We start from the raw sequence: 20,195 nt of genomic DNA on the forward strand, positions 1-20,195 counted from the left end.
AATAGGATAAAATAATATCGAACTTGATAAAAACAAATAAAAAGGAGTGATTAAGGCAGTATATTTTGTGGAAAATTGTCACACAAAAATCGCGCTCTTCCACAAATGATATATATGATATATCTCAATTGCCGACGAAAATGAAAAAGAAAAAATACACCTTTTTCACGGACATCCGAAGAAACAAAGTCGCTTATGTCATGCTGATCCCAGCTGTTTTGTATACCGTCGTCTTTGGATACTGCACGCTCCCATATATGCTAATTGCTTTCCAAAAGTTCAGTTATAAAACAGGCCTTTTCGGCAGTGAATGGGTTGGCTTAAAAAACTTCCGATTCTTTTTCGGTTCTCAAGATGCACTACGCGTTATCAGCAATACGCTCAAATTAAATCTGCTATTTATTGTATGCACAATTGTCATTTCGGTAACGCTGGCTATCATGATCAATGAGATTCGCAACAAATATTTCAAAAAGGTGGCCCAATCGACCTATCTGCTCCCTTATTTCCTTTCTTGGGTTATCGTGAATTACATCTTATACGGCATCATTGGGAATAAATACGGAATGCTAAATCATATCATTGAATTTTTTGGCGGCACTCCTATCAATTTTTACAATGCGCCGGAATATTGGACCATTATTTTAGTAATCGCAAAAGTTTGGAAAGATCTCGGAATGAACATGGTCATTTATCTGGCCACCCTTGTCGGCTTTGATGAAGAGCTATATGATGCCGCCGCGGTGAGCGGCGCAACGCGCTGGCAAATGTGCTGGAAAATCACATTGCCAATGTTGATGCCGACTGTACTCATGCTAGGAATCATTTCAATCGGGAAAATCTTTTATGGTGATTTCGGCATGATTTATGCACTCGTCGGCGATAATGGAATTCTCTACAATGCCACAGACGTAATTGACACTTATGTATTCCGGACGTTGCGCAGCACAGGCAACCCCTCTCAGTCAATGGCAATCAGCCTGTTTCAAGCAATTATGGGGTTTATCTGCGTATGGGGGGCGAACTATATCACTAAGAAGAAATTCCAGGAGGGGGCGCTGTTTTGATGGTTACTGGTAAAAAACGGATCACCTACGGAAAAGTCTTTCTATATTTATTTACAAGCTTAATTGCTGCGTGTTGCTTTCTACCGATTCTGTTAATTGTCATTGTATCTTTCACATCCGAACAGGCTATTGTGCATAACGGATACTCTTTTTTCCCTTCTGAACTGAGCTTGGTTGCCTACAATACCCTTTTTGAAAATGGCGCCGAAGTTGTGCGCTGTTACATCAATTCTGTGTTTGTGACGATATTGGGCACCATTTTGGCTGTGTGTATTACAGCAATGGCTTCGTATGCGCTTGTCACACCTACCGTTAAATACAGCAATGCAATTGCTATGTTCTTTTTTGTTACGATGGTATTCAATGGAGGTATGGTGCCATGGTATATTATCTGTCAAAATATAGGCTTGTCGGAAAATTATCTTGCGTTGCTGATCCCAAACTTGATTTTCAGTCCGTTTAATTTATTCCTTACGCGCAATTACATGCGTGAAATTCCTGTTTCTCTTATGGAATCGGCCAAGTTGGATGGAGCTAATGACGGTCAAGTGGCATTCCGCATTTACTTCCCGCTGTGTAAACCAATTTTGGCGACCGTGGGTTTGTTTTATGGCATTGCTTATTGGAATGATTGGTGGAATACTATTATGTTAGTTACCAACAAGAATATGTATACCATTCAATACTATCTGATGAAGCTGAAATCCGATTTAAATTTCATGCGTACTCTGCAGGGCGGCGGAATCGGTGGCGGATATCCGCCCTCTGAATCGTTGCAGATGGCAACTGCTGTTATCACCATTGGCCCATTGATTCTACTTTATCCTTTCCTACAAAAATACATTGTGAAGGGCCTTGTCATTGGAAGTGTCAAAGGGTAAGTACAAAACATAGTTTCCGATCTGCGCAAATTACGCAGAAATCAGAAATAGCAGTCTTAAAACAAAGGAGGAAAAATAATGAAAAAGAAACTCATATCCATTCTTGCCGCTATCTTGAGCATGGTAATGCTGGCAAGCTGTGGAGCAACCAGCACATCTACCAGCACGGAAACCAGCGGCGTTCCGGCATCCACTGCCTCCGGAGAAAAAACAGTAATAACCTATCTGCGTCCCGGCAACGAAGTAGAGCACAATGCTGAACTTGTGCAGGCCATTAACGATAAGCTGGATGCCGACGGCACCGGACTTCAGCTTGAAATCAAATATATTTCGTCCGATGTATTTCAGGACAAGGTCAATATGATGCTTTCCAGCGGTGAGGAATTTGATTTGCTTTGTATCATGGAGGATCAGACACCGTTCACCTCTTATATTGCTAGTGAAGGTATTACGCCTATCACACAGTATGTAGAGCAGTCGGAAAATTTGAAGCGTGTAATTCCAGAATATATGTGGGAATCCGCGACTGTCAACGGCGAAATCTATACGATTCCTGCCAATTGGTGTGAACAGGCCGACCAGAACAACGGCATCACCATTCGCCGCGAAAAATTGGAAGAATTCGGTTTAGAGGCGCCTCAGACGATGGACGATCTGCTGAATATGTGCAAGGTATTCACAGAAAATTGGGACGGCTCCAACAAGCCTGTTGTCATTCCTATGTACAAGGAACCTTTCACCTATCTGTTCCGCACTCTGGACACCTATCCTTTCACCGTACAGAAAGATTTGATTTTCATTGACCAAGAAGGAAACGTCAAGAACTGGCTGGAGACAGATGAGTTTCGCCAGTGCGCTGAGTTCTTCCGCACACTGTATGAAGGCGGCTATATTCCTGAAGATGTACTCTCCTCCGGCTGGTCCAGCTGGAATACAATGCTGACGGGCGATTTCATCTGGGTCGATCAATGCCAGCTATGGGATACAGTCGACGTATGGCAGGAACGCATTCCCGGCGTTGAGTTGGACACCATCTACCTGAATGAGGATGCTCCTCAATTCCGTTCCAGCTCTTTCCGTAATGACACCGCGGTATCCTCCACCTCTCAGCATCCTGCCGAAGCAGTTCGCTTTATGGACTGGATGTATTCCTCCCAAGAAAATTATGATTTGATGGTCTATGGTGTAGAGGGCTTGACATGGAACGATGAGGGAGAACATCTTTATAGCAAAAACGATCCCACCTTTGAATTCAATGCGGATTGGATGATTGGCAATCTGGAGTACGTCCGTTATCAAAAGGGCACCTATGATAAATTCATCGAAATCATGGGCAAAGAAAAGCCCGACGCGATCAACAGCGTCGTTTTAAACTTCGTGTTCGATCCCAGCAATGTAGCGGACGAATATGCCGCCTGTCAGGCCGAAGTTGTTCAGAGCATTTATCCGATCAAACTGGGACTTGTTTCCTATGAAGAGGGATATGAAAATGCTCTGGCCCGTATGCAGGCCGCTGGAATAGATGCAGTCGTCGCGGAATACCAGAGCCAGCTGAATGCCTATCTGGGCAAATAATCTTCGAATTGTCATTATTATAGCCAAAGTCGTCCCAGTCCGGCCCTAAGACCGGGCTGGGATTTGTTTAGGAGGGGCTTCTATGGAGCGCATGACTCTCAACGGTATCTACAAACTGAAGTATTTTGATTACGATACCTTTCACATTGAAAATGTGATGTGCGACAATTTTTTCCCAAACGACTGGATTGACGCAAACGTACCGGAAGATGTGCACACAACATTGCGACGGTATGGATATTTGAGTGGACATTATTATGACAAGGACCTAGATCAAGAGCGATGGATTGACGAAAAGGACTGGGTCTATTTCCGCAGCTTTGTTGCAGATGAGCGCTTATACGGTCATGCTTGTACATTGTGCTTGGAGGGTGTGGATACGCTCGCCCGCGTTTGGCTCAATGGGACATTGCTTGGGACATGCCAAAACATGTTCCGGGAATACACATTTCCCGTGGGTGATGCACTTCTGTTTGGGCAGGAAAACCGCCTTGTAATACAAGTGCTCTCGCCTCTGGGGCATACCGCAAGCACAAGTAAAAAGGGAATTTACCCCGAAGATGATGCCACACGTATGCTTCTTCGCAAATCGCAAATGAATTGGGGATGGGATTTCTGTGGTCATTGCCTTACAGTTGGTCTGTGGAAATCCATTTATCTTAAAACCTGCGATGAAGCTGCATTGTCCGATGCACGCTTAACAACTGAGACGCTTGATGCCAAAGAGGCAAAACTGCATTTAAGCTGTACAGTACAAAACGGCAGTGCGGAGGATGAAGTAGAAATAAAGCTATCTGCCAAAGGCGTTCCCGTATGTATACACCGCTTGACAGCCGATGAAGCCCGAGACTTTTCATTTACACTCAAGGAACCTCGTCCGTGGTGGCCCCGTCCTTATGGCGACCCTTTTTTGTATGACGTATGCATCCAGTTGCTGCATGGTGGCGCAACCGTGGATAAAAAAGAGTTTCATTTCGGATTGCGCATCGTAGAACTGCAACAGAACTATGAGGATGGCGGACGCAGCTTTTTGTTTCGAATCAATGACCGACGGCTGTTCCTCCGAGGCGCGAACTGGGTGCCCTTGAACTGTATTTACGCCGAGATTCGTTCCGAGGACTATGATCCTGTGTTTGCCCGCGTGCTGGATTCCAATCTGTCTATGTTGCGGATTTGGGGCGGCGGTATTTATGAATCGGAACATTTTTTAGATTTGTGCGATAAGCACGGCATTCTGGTTTTCCAGGATATGATGCTTGCCTGTGGAATTTTCCCTCAAGACGAAGCATTCCTTCGTCTGGTGTATGAAGAAGTTTCCGAGGTTGTGCGGCGAAATTACAATCGCGCTTGCATTGTGATGTGGTCTGCGGATAATGAGCTTGACGAGGCTTACCGCTGGTATGACAAGCTGGAAGAATTCCCCACAAACCGAGTCAACCGCGAAGCAGTCCAGCGTGCGGTTCTTGAAAACGATACTTCCCGTCCATTCCTTGTCAGCTCGCCGTGCAGCCCCTTTCCCGAAGAACCGGGCGCGGAGGATCCCAATTCGGATTTACAGGGCGATATGCATTTATATCTGACACGCTTCAAAAAAAGCGATGAATACTATTATAAAAAAATTCTGGATTACAAGCCGCGCTTTATGAGCGAATACGGATTCAGCAGCCTTCCAGCAGAGCCCTCGTATTCTCGCTTCAACTTCAGACACGGTACATTGGATTTGACACGGAATCCTTGGCTGGCACAATTGGATTGGCTTTCCTCCATCGGCAAGACCAACGATACAGAGGCCCTCATTTATTATACACAGTTTACGCATGCACAAGCGCTCAAATACTGGATTGAGTATCTGCGATCGCTCAAGTGGCACTGCGGCGGTTCTTTATACTGGAAATTCAATGATCCCATTGCGCCGAACCGAGAAGATATGTTGTTCCCCTCTTTGATGTCATCGCTGGATTTTTATGGCCTACCCAAAATGGCGTATTACTACGCTCGGCGTGCCTATGAGGATCGTGTACTCTGCTTCCGCGAGCAGACAGATGGCAGCCTGATAATATATGGATGCTCTGAAACTACTGACGATTTGGACGGAGAACTGGAGGTGAGATTGACCACTTATGAAGGTAAGGTCCTGTGGAATCTACGTCAGGATGCTTGCCTGGCTGCCGACAGCGCTGTTCCGCTTGCCATCGTTCCGAGTGCTGTCCTATCTGCAGTACCTTCATATTGTTGCTATCTGGCCGCCGTATTCAGTGATGAACGCTGCAGCAGATTAAAAAACATTTTTCATCTGACGGCGATTGGGGAATGGGATCACGTCGCTTTGCCTCAGGCTGCATTGCATGTTGATATCCATATGGTCTCTTCCTGTGAATTTGAACTGATTATTGATACCGATGTTTTTGTACAAGATGTTGTTATTGAAGCACTAGATTGCGATGTATACTATTCCGATAATGCGTTTTGCATGGAAAAGGGCGAACGTACTGTCATACGTGCGCGGATAGCGAACAATGTTCCTGATTGGCTGTATGTGCGGGTACGCGCCTGTAATGCAAAATCAATTTGTTTTGGCTTAGCGCCGAAAGGGGATTGCAATGAAGTTTGATTTAATTGACTGGAGCGCACAGGATCTGCACTGTTTCGATGAACTGGCTCCTCTGCTGCACACGGAACGCGGCTCTGGCGGACTTCCGCTACGGTTACGCAAAGCTGACACACCAGGCTGTATGATGCAGAATGGAGAAGCCACGGTGTTGTATTCTGTCCGTGCCCAGATTTGGCGCGAACTCGGTATCTTGTGCGGTGAGGCGGAACACAGCGACAGTTTTTTTAAAAAGGAAGTTCCCTGTTACAAGGATTTGGGGGTGATGCTGGATTGTTCCCGCAACGGTGTGCTCACCACACAAACAGTCGAGGAATTGATTCGCCTGTTGGCGCTGATGGGGTACACCTCGCTTCAACTGTATACCGAAGACACCTACCGCATCGATGGGCATCCCTATTTTGGCTACCAGCGCGGCGCCTATTCACGGGACGAATTGATGCAAATGGATAAATATGCAGCGATGTTCGGAATCGAACTGGTGCCCTGCATCCAGACACTAGCTCATCTGGAGTGTGTGCTGCGCTGGCAAGAGTATGCAGACGTGCGTGATATCGATAATATTTTGCTGGTGGATGAACCAAAAACCTATGAACTCATTCGTGACATGTTTTGTCAAATGGCCAAAAGCCTGCACAGTCGGCGCATTAACATCGGCATGGACGAAGCACATATGCTTGGCTTGGGAAAACATCTGGAACGGTATGGTTACCAGGACCGGATGCAGATTATGCTGCGCCATTACCGTCGTGTAATAGATATTGCACACGAATTTGGATATGAACCGATGATGTGGTCTGATATGTTTTTTCGCCTGGCAACACATGGTGAGTATTATACCGATGGAGAACTTGTAGTGGATCCTTCCATCCGAAATATCGTAGGCAACGATGTAACGCTGATTTACTGGGATTACTATACACTAGAGCAGGAAAAATACGATCATATGTTTGACAGCCACAAAAAGATCTGTGACAAACTGGCCTTTGCGGGCGGTGCCTGGAAATGGGAGGGGCTTTGTCCCAATTCCTGGTATAGTCAAGCGGTGGCACCGGTGGCACACCGTAGTTGTTGCCGCAGCGGAATACAGCAGGTGATTATCACTGCATGGGGTGACAACGGAGATGAATGTTCCCTGTATTCGGTTCTTCCGGCCTTTTTACAATGGGCAGAATTATGTTATAATAACAACGATAATGATGAGCTTCTTGAAGCTCGTTTTCGCACTTGTACAGGCGGTTCGTATCGAGATTTTCTCCACCTGGGTGACGCTTCTGTCATGCCGGACAACCCTCCTCCGGGCCGTTGCGGCGTAAACCCCACTCGCGCCTTGCTGTACCAGGACCTTTTGGGCGGCTTATTCGACGCCCATGCAGAGTATTCGCAGGCAGACTATCTGCGGGCTTGCGCTCGCCGCATGGAAAAGTGCCGGGATCACGCGCCACAGCGTTGGCAGTATTTATTTGAAACACAACGTATTCTGGATGGCCTGTTAGCTGAGAAGTGTACATTGGGGCTGGATATCCGCAGCGCATACGCCAAGCGCGATGCCAACGGACTTCTAAACTGCCGGAAACGCGCTCTGGCACTTTTACCTTGTATTGAAGCTCTGCTGCACGCAGTAGAAGAGCAATGGTTGCATGAAAATAAAATTTTTGGTCTGGACATATTGCAGCTGCAATTGGGAGGCCTTAAAGAGAGAGTTTTGTTTGCGGCACGCCGTTTACAAGACTTTGCCCAAGGGCGCTTCGAGAGGCTGGAAGAACTGGATGAGCCGCCGCTTCCATTTTATGGAAGCCAATGCACCGATAAAGCGGTGGTGTCTCCTGCCTGGCGCAACATCGTTTCAGCGGGCAATCACTGAATCTATTTCATCACTGGAAGGTGTGATCTGAGTGAAGCAGCTGCCGCTTTATGAACAAGTCCACAAAATGATTTTGAAACAGATTGATACCGGAGAGTATCCGCCCGGTGGACGGCTGCCATCTGAAAAAGAGCTTGAAAAACTTTATCATGTTAGCCGTATTACCGCCCAAAAGGCCATGAATCTTCTTGCAGAAGATGGCCGTATCGTACGTTTACCAGGCAAGGGATCGTTTGTAATCGACAATGCCGCGGGTATATCCAGCGCATCGGCAGAGAAACAGCCCTTAATTGGGTTGATATTGGATGAATTCAGCCCAAGCTTTGCTTACCATATTTTGCATAGCATTCAGTCCGCCTGCGAAGAAGAAGGCTATAGCATGGTGTTGCGCTGTTCCAGTGGCAGTTTGGAACGCGAAACGAAAGCGATTGAGGATTTGGTGGCACTGGGAGTGCAGGGCTTGATTATCATGTGCGTCCACGATGAAAATTACAATGAACGTATTCTCCAGTTGGTTCTTGACAAATTCCCGGTTGTTACGATTGATCGCCAGCTCAAAGGACTGTCTGTACCGTTCGTAGGTACAGATAATGTTAGTGCTGCACGGGAACTCACCTGCAGCCTTTTAAAGCAGGGCTTTCGCAGTATTGCTCTGGTACGGCCCAAGGCACATGAAACCGTTACCTTGTTGGACAGGCAGAAAGGGTTTCAACAGGCCTTCAATGATTACGGTTTGGTTGCAAACGAATCGCTGTGGATCACAAATCTTCGCTCTTCTTTGCCTGAAAGTGCAGGTGAAGCTTATTGGAAGCAGGATATTTCTATAGTTGATGAATATCTGCGTACACATCTTCAAACTGAGGCTTTCATGGTCAGCGAATACACGCTGGCCCGTATTTTAAAGTATTGTTTGCAGAAGGCCGGACGATATCGTGATGACATGATTGCTTGTTTCGATAGCCCTGAATCTTTTTTAGAGGAAGCTGAATTCACTCACGTTGCGCAGGACGAAAACGCAATTGGTAGAACAAGCATGGAACTGCTGCTCAAAACGATCCGGGGACAAGAACATCCATCAGCGGTTTTGGTGCCATATCAAATTATTCAACGACATGAACGGAATTGGGGGTAAAGCGGGTATGGAAATACCCGAGATTTTAAAACAGAAGGTCTCTGAGCTGGAGGAGTATTACCTTCGCTGGATGCCAGAGGTCGCACCGCTTGTGCGGCCCTGTTTCTTAAATACAATTGAAACTACGGTTAAACATATTGACGATGATTATTTTGTCATCACCGGCGATATACCGGCAATGTGGTTGCGGGATTCCGCTGCACAAATTACACATTATGTGCGCTACGCATCTGGAGACAAGGCTTTGTTGCATATTGTGGAGGGCGTGTTGCGCCGTCAGGCGCACATGGTTCTTATAGATCCATATGCCAATGCTTTTAATGAGCATCCAAACGGCCACTGCTTCGCACGCGATTTAACTGAGATGCATCCATTTGTGTGGGAGCGCAAATACGAGGTAGATTCCTTGTGTGCCCCTATCTATCTGCTGCATCACTATTGGAAGACTACTGGATTGACTGGTGCGTTCGATGCCCAGACATACGCCATGTTGGTGCGCATTTGCGAGGTATTCTCGCTTGAGCAGCACCACGAAAATTCACCTTATTCTTTCGAACGCCAGAATTGTGTTGAAACAGATACGCTCCCCTGCGCAGGGCGGGGAACACCTGTTGGTTATACCGGAATGACTTGGTCCGGGTTTCGTCCATCAGATGATCGATGTGTCTATGGCTATTTAATTCCAGCGCAGATTATGGCTGTGAAGGCATTAAAATATGCGGCTGAAATGTTACGTGTTATTTATCTTGATGACGTAGAGGCCACAAAGTGCATTGTCCTTTCCAATCAAATTGAAACCGGTATACAGCAATACGGCATTGTGCGACACCCCCTGTTTGGGGAAATTTATGCTTATGAAACCGATGGTTTGGGAAACTATCTACTTATGGATGATGCGAATTGTCCGAGTTTGCTGTCACTTCCGTATCTTGGATACACTACGCCAGAAGATAAAATTTACAGTAACACCCGTGCCTTCATTTTGTCAGAGCAAAATCCGTTTTATTACAGTGGGAAAGTTCTCCGTGGCGTAGGCAGCCCGCATACTCCATCCAACCATGTATGGCCGCTTGGCATTATAATGCAGGCGCTTACCAGTTCCAATCCGGGAGAGATACGCAGTTGTATCACTCAACTGACGTTCAGCCACGCTGGTACAGGATACATGCATGAATCTGTCCACGTGGATATTCCTATGCGCTATACCCGATCCTGGTTTGCATGGGCCAACAGCCTGTTCAGTGAATTGTTGATTCGCACAAGCGAAACGGGAATTCTCGAAAAGTGAGCGCATACCGCATCTGTTTTACATTTCCGAGTTCAGGTTTACCAGTATGTAATGCCCCAGCGCTGGCGGGATACGCCGGATATCCTGCTTATCCCGCACCAGTGTACTGGCCGCCAGTTTCTTTGGCGCCACCTGGCTCCAGCCAGACGTCGATGTATTTTGCCAGCGTGATGCTCCGGCCCACAGGCTCACCGGGAGTGTGCTTCACCTCCCGTTCGTAAAGAATCGCCAGTTATCTGCCTGTGGTATATCCCCGGCGCAATGAGATCTTGGGCAAAGCGTTTTGCGGAAGCCTGCTTGATATTTTTTGTAATGCTCATTTTGGGGTACTGGGAATCGCCCCGCTTGTTCAGGGACAACGTAACAAAAATCTTTGCTTTTTCGGTTTCTCTGCCTCCCTTCCCTCCTTTTTTTGCCCGTCCAAATAGGCATCATCAAATTCAACAACGCTGGAAAGCACATGGGTGCGCTCCCTCTGCTCCATCGCTGAACGCAGCCCCCGAAGCATTCCTCAGGCCGTTTTGTAGGTCACCCCAATCAGATTGGCCAACTGAATTGCGGAGATACCACGTTTATCCGGAGCCATGACGTATATGGCGAGAAACCACTTTGTCAAACAAACATGGCTGTGGTGCATAACCGTTCTTGCAGTTACAGAATTCTGGCGTTGACAATAGGTGCATTGATATTTCCCGTTTGACAGCAAACAGCCATGTTTGTGCCCAAACTTTGGACAGACAAAGCCCTCCGGCCAGCGCTTTGCGGCCAGATTAGTTTCGGCAGTGTTCTTCTGTCCAGAAACGATCCTAGAACTCTCGCAGCGTAAGTTTCTTTTTCTTCAGCGAAATGCTTTTCCTCCCTTTTGCGTTTCATTCCTGAATTCTACACCGTTTGCTGTACCATATTGCGGGCTTTTGGATGGTTTCTTAAAAGGAATAACCACATTCCAAAATATATTTTATATCAAAAATCGCTCCAAAAGTTTTCTGGAGCGATTTCTATATGTATCATATTTTTCTATACAAACTCAATTTCCCTCATCACGATTTTGTTCTCCCAGTGTGTATTCACACTGGTGATATTGATTCGTACAGCCTGTGCAACAACCGGTTCAGCAAGCGGTACCAAAACGGTTTCACCTGCCTCGTTGTCGCCCGCAGAGGTCCATGGAATCGTATACTCCACGCCTTCATCGGCCCAATCTCCGGTCTGAGTGTCCCAAAACGATAACGTACAGCTTCGGATTCCCTGCCCATTTCCGTAATTTGCCGAAAACCGGATACCGTTTACTGTTTTTGTTTCTTCAAACCGAAAGGAGATATATCCTCCCTGCGGCATCGGTTCCATCGTTTCCGTCCAGCAGGACGGCGTACTGGAGGTATCTCCATCAAACAGGTTCTCAATTCCTTTCGGATTCAGGTTGGTATCCCACGGAGCAGGCCTTAACGTCAACACGGGCGCTTGGTAACCCGGAGCGTCTGCAGAAAGATTCGGCGTAATTCCCTCCAGCATCACCGTTTCACCGTGCCGCAGCCGGGAGTATTGTTCCTCGCTCAGTGCAGGCCAGCGTACAAACTCCTGTGTTTTCACTCCGTCGTTGTAGAGCACATTTACATACGACCTTACCCCGGGAAGATGCGCTTCCGTGAATATTTCACCCTCATGTCCAGCTACGGCGGAAACATATTGCGCCGGACGCGCCGACGGCAATACCATGACCTCCTGGGCCTCGACCTCGGCAATGGCGAGCTGCTCTTTCGGCAGCGCCTGCCCGCCTGGAACAAGTTTGTATACCCGGACATAATCAATGTCAAAGGTGTTTGGATATGGTTTGGGCAGCCAGATTCCCGTCCAGCCCCCAGCCCGTTTCTCATACAGCGAGAACAGCTGAAGCACGGGGTAGTCGATGTTTACATTTCTTTCTCCGGTTTTGACCCCATCCACATAAAACTCCATCTTGTCCGGAGCTTCTCCCTGTCCTCCGCCTTCAATCCAGTTAAAGCCGTAAATATGGAATTCCTCGTGAAAATCCATCTGCCTGTTGGTATATGAAAAGCCCCCGCCATCCGGGGCATCCGGGTCATTCCATGCATGGAAGTTGACCGGGACCTTGTGAGAATTATTGCCTAAAATCTCAAAAATGTCGATCTCCGCCGATTCATCCGGCACATCCTCAAATCCCAGCAGCCACCATGCCGCGTGACGGGCTGAACCGGACTGTCCTTTCGCCCGTATTTCATAGTACCCATACTGATTTAAATGTGTGGCCTGCATTTCCACTGGGTTCCGCACAGCATTCGTTCCATTCCAGTTGTGCAGCGCATTCCGGTCCCCGGTAGTAAAGCCGGAAACGACCGTCTCACCGTCATATTCCGGGCACCACGGCTGTGTTTCCGCAAAAATCTGAAGCCGCATCAGCCCATTCTCCATAATATAGGTTGGCTCCGCAAGCTCGGGCTTTTGGGCCCAGGAGGAAAGATACTGAGGCACCCAGCGTGAGTCATCCAGCGTTTCGCCATCAAATTCATCCTGAAAAATCAGCCGGTAGCCCGGCTTATCCACCGGAGGGACATCCGATGCGGAAAAGCCGACATAATCCAAGCCGGGACCATTTTCTCCATCGGGTGCGAAAAAGCGCACGGTATTCACCTGTCCGGGATTCAACGCAACGGGAACCGACATGTTGGCAAAGGTGTTCCAGCTCCCGCTGTTGAAGCCGGAAATCCGGCCTGTTGGGCCGCCATTGATTTGATACAGAAGATCACGTACTTCTCCAGAGCGGTAGCGCAGTTTCATTATATAGTCTGTACCTCCCTGCGGAGTTACCTGTAGCTCCAGGGAATTTGCAGGCCCGTTGTCAATAAAGCTTACTGTCCGCCCTGAATCGCCTATAACGTTCTCCGTCCGCACCGTACCGGTCATAACGCCGTCTTCCGCTTCTACACGCACGCTCCACTCGGAGAACACGGCAAAAGCAGTACCCAGACCAGTCAGCATCACCATTACAAGCGCCGCACTCAAAAAACGGCATATCTTCAATTTCATCTTTACCCTCCTCTGATTGGGCAAAAACCTCTGCGTTTCATCCCACTTATCCTTTTACCGAACCGGCGACTACTCCTTCAATGATGCTCCTCTGCATAATCAGATAGAACACCACCAGCGGCAGAGTCGCCAGCACCAGCATTGGGAAAAATGACGTCCAATTGGTGGAAAAGGGGCCTACATTTTTATACACCTCCTGCAATAGCACACCCTTTTTCGGATCCTGCAAAAACAGCAGCGGCGTCATAAAGTCGTTCCATACCGCCAGCGCATCCAGAATGGCGACAGTGGATACGATCGGCTTCAAAAGCGGGAAAATAATGGTCCAGAATGTTCGCAGGACGCCGCAGCCGTCAATATAAGCCGCTTCCTCCAATTCCTTCGGCACCGTATTGATAAATCCCCGGAAAAGAAAAATTGACAGCGGCAGATTGATGCAGAACACGTCAATCACAATTACGCCCGGAAGCGTGTTCATCAGATGCAGCCCCGAAATAATCCTGTACAATGGAATGATGGCGATTTGGAAAGGGACGATCAGCCCCACCATGAATACCGAATACATTCTCTGAAATACTTTGCGGGGGCTCCGTGCAATCACATAGGCGGCCATCGACGAAAAAACAAGCAACAGCCCCACGGCACAGCCGGTAATGACCAGATTATTGCAAAGCGCACGGCCGTAGGCCATCGCGTCCAGCGCTTTGATATAATTTTCCAGGGTGAAATGCTCCGGCAGGCCCAGCGGGCTTGCCGCCGCTTCAGCCGGGGTCTTGAAGGTCGTTATCACCAGATAATAGATTGGCAGCAGCATAGCTGCTCCAATGAGCGCATAAATCAAGTTCAAGCAGATATTTCCTGCCGTCTTTTTCGCCCTTGCGTTTATCATGATATCCTTGCCTCCCAGCGGCTCAGCAGCCATGTGATGACCTTCGTCATGCAGAATACAATTGCAAAGAATATCACGGCGAAAGCACAGGCATAAGCATTGCGCCCGCTGTTGAAGCCTTCACGGATCATAGTGGTCATTATCGTTTCGGTCGCGTAGCCCGGGCCGCCCTTCGTCATGGCAAACACAGCGTCAAACACCTTCAATCCTCCAATCAGGCTCATCAGCACATTGAACGAGGTTGCCGGGTAGAGCAGCGGCAATGTAATTCTCCAAAACATCCGGCCCTTGTCCGCTCCGTCGATTTCTGCCGCTTCGTACAGGCTCCCGTCGATGCTCTTTAAATTTGCGACATAAATTACCATGCTCCATCCAGTCCATTGCCACACCTGCGTGGCCAACACCGAATAGAGAGCAATATTGCTGTCGCCCAGCCAGTTTACCGGCGGAAGATGGAAAAACTGCAGGATATTGTTCAGCAGGCCGTAATCCGCACTGGTCATTATATATTGAAACAAATACCCCACCACCAGAATACTCAAAACTGCCGGCAGAAAAAAAATTGATTTCAAGATATTGGACATGACCAGCTTGCGCGACAGAAGCACCGCAAATAAGATCGCCAATGTATTTTGGATCACTGTGATCAATATGGCATATTTGATGGAGTGTCCGATGGCTGCCATGGTCTTTTCGTCTGAAAACAACTGTGCAAAATTTTTAATCCCTACAATCCGAAGCTCCGGGTTATACACCGACCAGTTTGTTATGCTGTACGCAAAGCTCATAAGCGTCGGTACAATGAACAATAGCATAAATCCTGCAAGAGCCGGCAGGATCATCCACAGGAATACCCTGTCACGATGTTTTGTATTCATCTCGTCTCTCCTTGAAACAGCAAGGGCGGGGCCGGAACAAATACCCCAGCCCCGCCGCCGTAAATCATCCCAGGCTTTCGCGCATCGTATCGTTGATGGCGTCGGCGTCCGCCAGTGCCTGCTCAACGGTTTTGGTGCCTGCCAGCACCTCTTGCAGCGACTTGCCGTACCCCTCTACAATCGGGTTTCCGGAAATCCACGCCGCCGTCCAGGGTGCATATACATTACCCTCCTTAAAGGCGTCGGCACAGTCATTATAAATCTCGCCCAGATCCACATCTACCCCTGTCAAAAAAGAACTTCCGGCATTGTCTTTGATCAGCGCCTGCTGCGCTTCGGGAGTTGCTGTGAATTCCAGAATTTGCTTTACCTCCTCGGGATGCGCTGTTTTGGCATTTACGGCCAACGCACTGCCGGGGCCGCCGACCAGCCAGCCCGGGCCTTCTTCAATACCGGGAATCGGAAACATACCCAGTTCAATGTCAGGGTTCTTTTCCAGAATGGTATTTACGGCCCAAGGGCCGCTCTCCCACATGGCTGCCTTGCCTGTGGCAAACTCGTCCAAAGCCTGGTCATAGCTCAAGCCCAGCATATCGGGAGTGATGCACCCTTCTTCGATCACCCGGCTCCATTCCTCCACATAAGGCGTCCACACATCTGCCAATTTTGCTTCGCCGCTGTTGAACTTTTCATCGAATTCCTTATTGGCCGGATCAGAATAGAATTCATTATTCACCAAACCAATGCTTTGCTTCATCATCGGCTCCCACGACTGGGCACCCATAATCTGGGGCTTGATTCCCTTATCCGTCAGATCTTTATGCAGCTGTATGAACGCATCCCACGTTTTGGGAACCTCCACGCCTGCCTCACGGAACAAAGCCTTGTTGTAAAAAATGCCCTCATACCAGCTCTGCAGGGGATGCGCATAGACCTTACCGTCCACCGTATAGGGAGAAAGCCCTGCCTGGGCATATCTGCTGGTGGCGTTTTCTCCCGTCAGATCCATCAAATATCCGGCGTTCGCCAAAAGGCGCGTTTCGCCGCCCACTTCGATGATATCCGGACCCTGCCCGGCCTGAAGCTGAGAATTCAGCACATTATTGAAGTTATCCAGTGAGACAAATTCATAAGTGATTTTGATGTTGGGGAACGTTTCCTCCAGCAACGCGAGATAAGTAGCTCGTGACGTCTCCGCGTTATAGGCCATCAAACGAATCTCTACCGGCTCAGCTGGAACCGCTGTTGATGACACAGGGTCGGATTTACCGGTGCTGCTGGGAGCGGGTGTTCCTCCGCAGCCCGCAAGCAATGCAGCGGTCATTGCAGCGGCCATAGTAAGTGCCAGCAATTTTTTCTTCATGTGGTTTCCTCCTTTGTTTTCCCGTCCGGTTGCGGGCGGTGCTGTCTCTGTTTTGCTGAGTTCAGTATACCTCTCCGTCCGAAAAAACAAAATCAATTCCATTTCCGACCCATAGCAATAAATTGCGGATTGTTGTCAAAAATTCTCTTATTCCTTTGTGCAGCTTTTCAGCTGCTGCAATTATATTCCGCTGATACCCGCATAAAATCAGACAAAATTATGCTTATTGCCGCTCCAGCACGATAAGGAATGTATCCGGCGCATAAAATTCCAGCACTTCTCCCCTGCTGTGAAGAAGTTTTCCTTCCCAGAGCCACTCGCCCCGGGGTATATACACCTCCCGTGCGGTCTTTCCCTTTTCCAGAACAGGCGCCACCAGCAGTCGGCTGCCCAGCATGTACTGGTCCAGAAGCTGCTCCATACCCTGATGTGGAAATTCATATTCCATATACCGCACCGCCGGTGCGCCGGTACGGGCACATTCACACAGAACCTGTTCTAGATATTCCTGCCATTGTCTGCGCACGGCCAGCTGAGCATGGACTGTTCGCAGCTGGTCGGCGTTCAGAATCCTCCATGGTGCGGCAGAGAACTGGATGACTGGGGTCAGGCAGCTCACAGCGGCATGCTTTAAGAACAGTTCTCTGTCCAGCCGGCCGGCATTTTTTTGAAAGTTCAAGTATTCACCGCCGCCCACAAGATCGGCACAGCCGAACGGATGGCCGGTGATCCCCTGTGCCAGCAGATCCGGTATGAGGGCCGCAAGTCCCGTCTTGCCCCAGCTGTGATCCTTATCACACAGCCTTTGCATGAGCGGCAGGCCGCCGGCTTTCCAGGCAGAACGGTATTCATTTAAAGGATACCGAAGCCCAAATTCCGCCCAGAAATGCGACATTTCATTGGGAATTACAGCTTTCCCTCCACTGTATGCACCCACATAATGGGTCGGGTCTCCGCCGTCAAACTTGAACCCATCCACCCCCAACCCGCGCAGCGCTTCAAGCTGGGTGTCCAGCCAGCTGCAAGCCGGATGCGTGCTGAGATCCACAGCAACCGAAAAGCCATTCCACCATTCGGCAACAAAAGAGCCTCCGGATTCATTTTGCAACAAAAAGCCCTTTTGGACCGCTTCACGGTAGGCTTTGCTGTCCGGCGTCACATAGGGGCAGACCCACAGCATTACCTTAAAGCCCAGGCCGTGCAGGTCCCGCAGCATACCCGCCGGATCTGGGAAACGCCCTTTATGGAACTGCCAGTCTCCATAACACTCTGCCCAGCCGTCGTCAATCATCAGAACACCCGGACGGAAGCCACTGTCCAGAATATTACGGGCATAGCGCAGTACGGCCTGCTGATTCTGGTCAAAGGTCAGTTCGATCCATGTATTAAAAACCGGTGCTTCAAACAGCTCTTTTGCGGGCATTTTTCCACTGAATGGAAAATGCCGCTCCATCGCCTTTTGATAAGCGTCCCTCAGTGTCTGTTTTTCTGCGGCGGCCTGCAAGCTCTGCTCCCCATTGGGGTATAACTCCGCAGTCCCTTGACAGTGGATGTATCCACCGCTGAATTTTACTTCTTCCACTCCATCCAGCCACAGATAGCGTCCTCTGCTGGAGACCAGCAAAGGCATTGCCTGATTGGGCGTAGGGTTGGGTTCCAGCTGCAAATCCGCCTCGCTTCGTTCTCCCAATGGCATCTGCCCGCCCCACGCGGCACATCCCCCATACCAGTATTCCTCTTTTAAAATCTTTATCTCCATCCAATGCGCCTCCTTTGGCCGGGAATTTTCCGGCTGTTTTTATCTATCATACGGAGCGCCTACGCTCAGGACAAGGTAGATTCTTCTCACATCCTTGTACTTTATTATTTTGTTTCGTCTGCCTTCCGGTACTCGTTCGGAGTCATGCCAGTACCTTTTTTGAACAATTTGGAAAAATAGCTGGGATTGTCATAGCCCACCTGGTAGGCAATGGCATAGGTCTTATCCTGTGTGGTCCGCAGCAGCTCTTTGGCCTTTGCCAGCCTGTTATCCGTCAAATACGCCCACAGATTCTGTCCTGTCTCCTTTTTAAACAGATAACAAAAATAGTTTCTGCTCACTCCCAGCGCACTGCAGATTTCCTCCAACGAGAGGTTCCGGTCGTAATTCTCTTGAAGATACGCCATTCCGTCCTGTACCAGCTGGCTGTACACATGCTCTGCCGGTTCTTCTCCCGGCAGGGCTTCCAAAACCTCTTCCATGAATCGCCGCAGTTCATCCAGCGTCGCACAATTCCGCACGCTCTGCGAGGTGACTTTCATCAATTTTTCCTGTAATTCCGGTTTCGTTGACCCAGGGAGGCTCTCCCGAACGGCTTTCACTCCCGCATAACAGAAATCATAAACGAACTCCAAAGAGGACGGCGTGGTGTGGTCCAGACTGGACAGTGCCTCATCAAGGACTTTGCGAGCTTTGGACGGGTTGCTTTCGCGGATCGCATTTTCCATAGCCTTGCGCGCCGCCGCAAGCGCCACCTGATCAAACTCCCCTCTCTCGCAGTTGTAGCCATAGCCCAGAATCACTTCTTCTCCCAGAAAAAAGCTGTATTGATTGAGCCGCTGCAGGAGGTTGAAACTGTTCGGGAGCGTTTCCAAGCCATGCTCGAGCTCAGTAAAGCATACATGGACCTCCATGTGCAGTTCCTGAGTGAAAAAAGCTACCAGCGCTTCCGCGCAATCCAGCAGCGAGACACCGGCATTTAAAAGCACTGCGCACCAGGAGGCGTCAAAGAAATCAAACAGAAGACAGTCACACCAGCAGCGCAGCTGTTCTTCCAGACGCGCCTGCAGATAAGGAAGTTGTGTGTCCAGCTGAAATCTGTTTTCGATGTATGCGTTCATCGAGCTCTCATTCAGCATAAACCCAATCAGCGCATATTGCTCGAAGCACACGCTCAGGCGTCCCGCACTTTTCTGTGCCGCGGCTTTGCCCGCACCGGTGCGCATATAACTGTACAGCGTCAGAAGCTCCTTTTGCCTGTGGGTACTCTCCAGCAGGCGTTGTGTCGCCTGCTGGGCGCCTATCTTGTCTGCGATTTTTTTGATTGCCCGTTCCAGTTCAAATTCATCCACCGGTTTGAGCAGATAGTACGCGCTCCCCAAGGCTATCGCCTCTTTTGCATACTCGAAATCCGCATAAGCACTCACAAGGATAAACTCTGTTCGCGGCTCCATTTCCTTGACACAGCGCAGCAGCTCGATCCCATCCATACCCGGCATCCGGATATCTGTCACCATAAGCTCCGGGCGCAGCTCGCTGAATAAGCGAAGTGCATCCTTCCCGCTTCTGGCTGTGGCTGTGATTTCCACACCATATCGCCGCCAGTCCACAATACTCTCCAGCATACGCACCGAGAGATCTTCGTCATCAACCAGTATTGCGCGCAGCATGCTTCATCCCTCCTTGCCATACGGCAGCGTTAGGACGATACTGGTATTCATACCGTCCCGAGACATCACTCGCAGATCCGCACCGCTTCCGAAGCAGCTTTTCAGCCGTGCCAGCACATTCAGCATACCAATGCTTGTGCCCTGTGCATCCGCCTTTTTCTCATGGAGCATACAGT

General features: G+C 49.0%; 14 protein-coding genes. 7 read left to right on the top strand and 7 right to left on the bottom strand.

The window, feature by feature from the left end:
* Nucleotides 1-65 precede the first annotated feature (65 nt).
* The 7 genes from TQ39_RS17310 (at nt 66) to TQ39_RS17340 (ending at nt 10,415) form a co-directional block, all read left to right on the top strand.
* On the top strand, nt 66-1,067 hold the full coding sequence (locus TQ39_RS17310; RefSeq protein ID WP_242853533.1) for an ABC transporter permease: 1,002 nt from the start codon (nt 66-68) through the stop codon (nt 1,065-1,067).
* On the top strand, nt 1,067-1,948 hold the full coding sequence (locus TQ39_RS17315) for a carbohydrate ABC transporter permease (RefSeq protein WP_050006458.1): 882 nt from the start codon (nt 1,067-1,069) through the stop codon (nt 1,946-1,948). The genes TQ39_RS17310 and TQ39_RS17315 overlap by 1 nt, the downstream gene beginning before the upstream one ends.
* A 78-nt stretch (nt 1,949-2,026) precedes the next feature.
* Nucleotides 2,027-3,523: an extracellular solute-binding protein gene (locus tag TQ39_RS17320; protein ID WP_050006459.1), complete on the top strand. Its 1,497-nt coding sequence runs from the start codon at nt 2,027-2,029 to the stop codon at nt 3,521-3,523.
* A gap of 82 nt (nt 3,524-3,605) precedes the next feature.
* Nucleotides 3,606-6,134: a glycoside hydrolase family 2 protein gene (locus TQ39_RS17325; protein ID WP_050006460.1), complete on the top strand. Its 2,529-nt coding sequence runs from the start codon at nt 3,606-3,608 to the stop codon at nt 6,132-6,134.
* Complete coding sequence (locus tag TQ39_RS17330; RefSeq protein ID WP_050006461.1) at nt 6,124-7,995, top strand: beta-N-acetylhexosaminidase; 1,872 nt, start codon at nt 6,124-6,126, stop codon at nt 7,993-7,995. Before TQ39_RS17325 ends, TQ39_RS17330 begins: the two co-directional genes overlap by 11 nt.
* Before the next feature lie 31 nt (nt 7,996-8,026).
* A complete protein-coding gene (locus TQ39_RS17335) occupies nt 8,027-9,127 on the top strand; it encodes a GntR family transcriptional regulator (protein ID WP_050006462.1) in 1,101 nt (366 codons plus the stop codon).
* 7 nt (nt 9,128-9,134) lie between these two features.
* Nucleotides 9,135-10,415, top strand: coding sequence for a glycoside hydrolase family 125 protein (locus tag TQ39_RS17340; protein ID WP_050006463.1), 1,281 nt, complete (start codon nt 9,135-9,137; stop codon nt 10,413-10,415).
* A 511-nt stretch (nt 10,416-10,926) separates the two neighbouring features.
* On the opposite strand, the gene TQ39_RS22020 is transcribed toward TQ39_RS17340, so the two are convergent.
* From TQ39_RS22020 to TQ39_RS21875, 7 genes are all read right to left on the bottom strand, one after another.
* Complete coding sequence (locus TQ39_RS22020; RefSeq protein WP_082052338.1) at nt 10,927-11,220, bottom strand: transposase; 294 nt, start codon at nt 11,218-11,220, stop codon at nt 10,927-10,929.
* Between the two features lie 212 nt (nt 11,221-11,432).
* Entirely contained in the window at nt 11,433-13,460 is a 2,028-nt protein-coding gene (locus TQ39_RS17345; RefSeq protein WP_050006464.1) for a family 16 glycosylhydrolase, read from the bottom strand.
* Nucleotides 13,461-13,506: 46 nt separating this feature from the next.
* A complete protein-coding gene (locus TQ39_RS17350) occupies nt 13,507-14,307 on the bottom strand; it encodes a carbohydrate ABC transporter permease (RefSeq protein ID WP_242853534.1) in 801 nt (266 codons plus the stop codon).
* A gap of 38 nt (nt 14,308-14,345) precedes the next feature.
* Nucleotides 14,346-15,227: a carbohydrate ABC transporter permease gene (locus TQ39_RS17355; RefSeq protein ID WP_050006465.1), complete on the bottom strand. Its 882-nt coding sequence runs from the start codon at nt 15,225-15,227 to the stop codon at nt 14,346-14,348.
* Between the two features lie 64 nt (nt 15,228-15,291).
* Complete coding sequence (locus tag TQ39_RS17360) at nt 15,292-16,590, bottom strand: ABC transporter substrate-binding protein (protein WP_050006466.1); 1,299 nt, start codon at nt 16,588-16,590, stop codon at nt 15,292-15,294.
* Nucleotides 16,591-16,813: 223 nt separating this feature from the next.
* Nucleotides 16,814-18,349 (bottom strand): glycoside hydrolase family 31 protein, encoded by a 1,536-nt coding sequence (locus tag TQ39_RS17365; RefSeq protein WP_050006467.1) that lies wholly within the window; start codon nt 18,347-18,349, stop codon nt 16,814-16,816.
* 104 nt (nt 18,350-18,453) lie between these two features.
* A complete protein-coding gene (locus TQ39_RS21875) occupies nt 18,454-20,019 on the bottom strand; it encodes a response regulator transcription factor (protein WP_050006468.1) in 1,566 nt (521 codons plus the stop codon).
* Between the last annotated feature and the right edge of the window lie 176 nt (nt 20,020-20,195).

Source organism: Ruthenibacterium lactatiformans, assembly GCF_000949455.1.
Lineage (GTDB): Bacteria > Bacillota > Clostridia > Oscillospirales > Ruminococcaceae > Ruthenibacterium > Ruthenibacterium lactatiformans.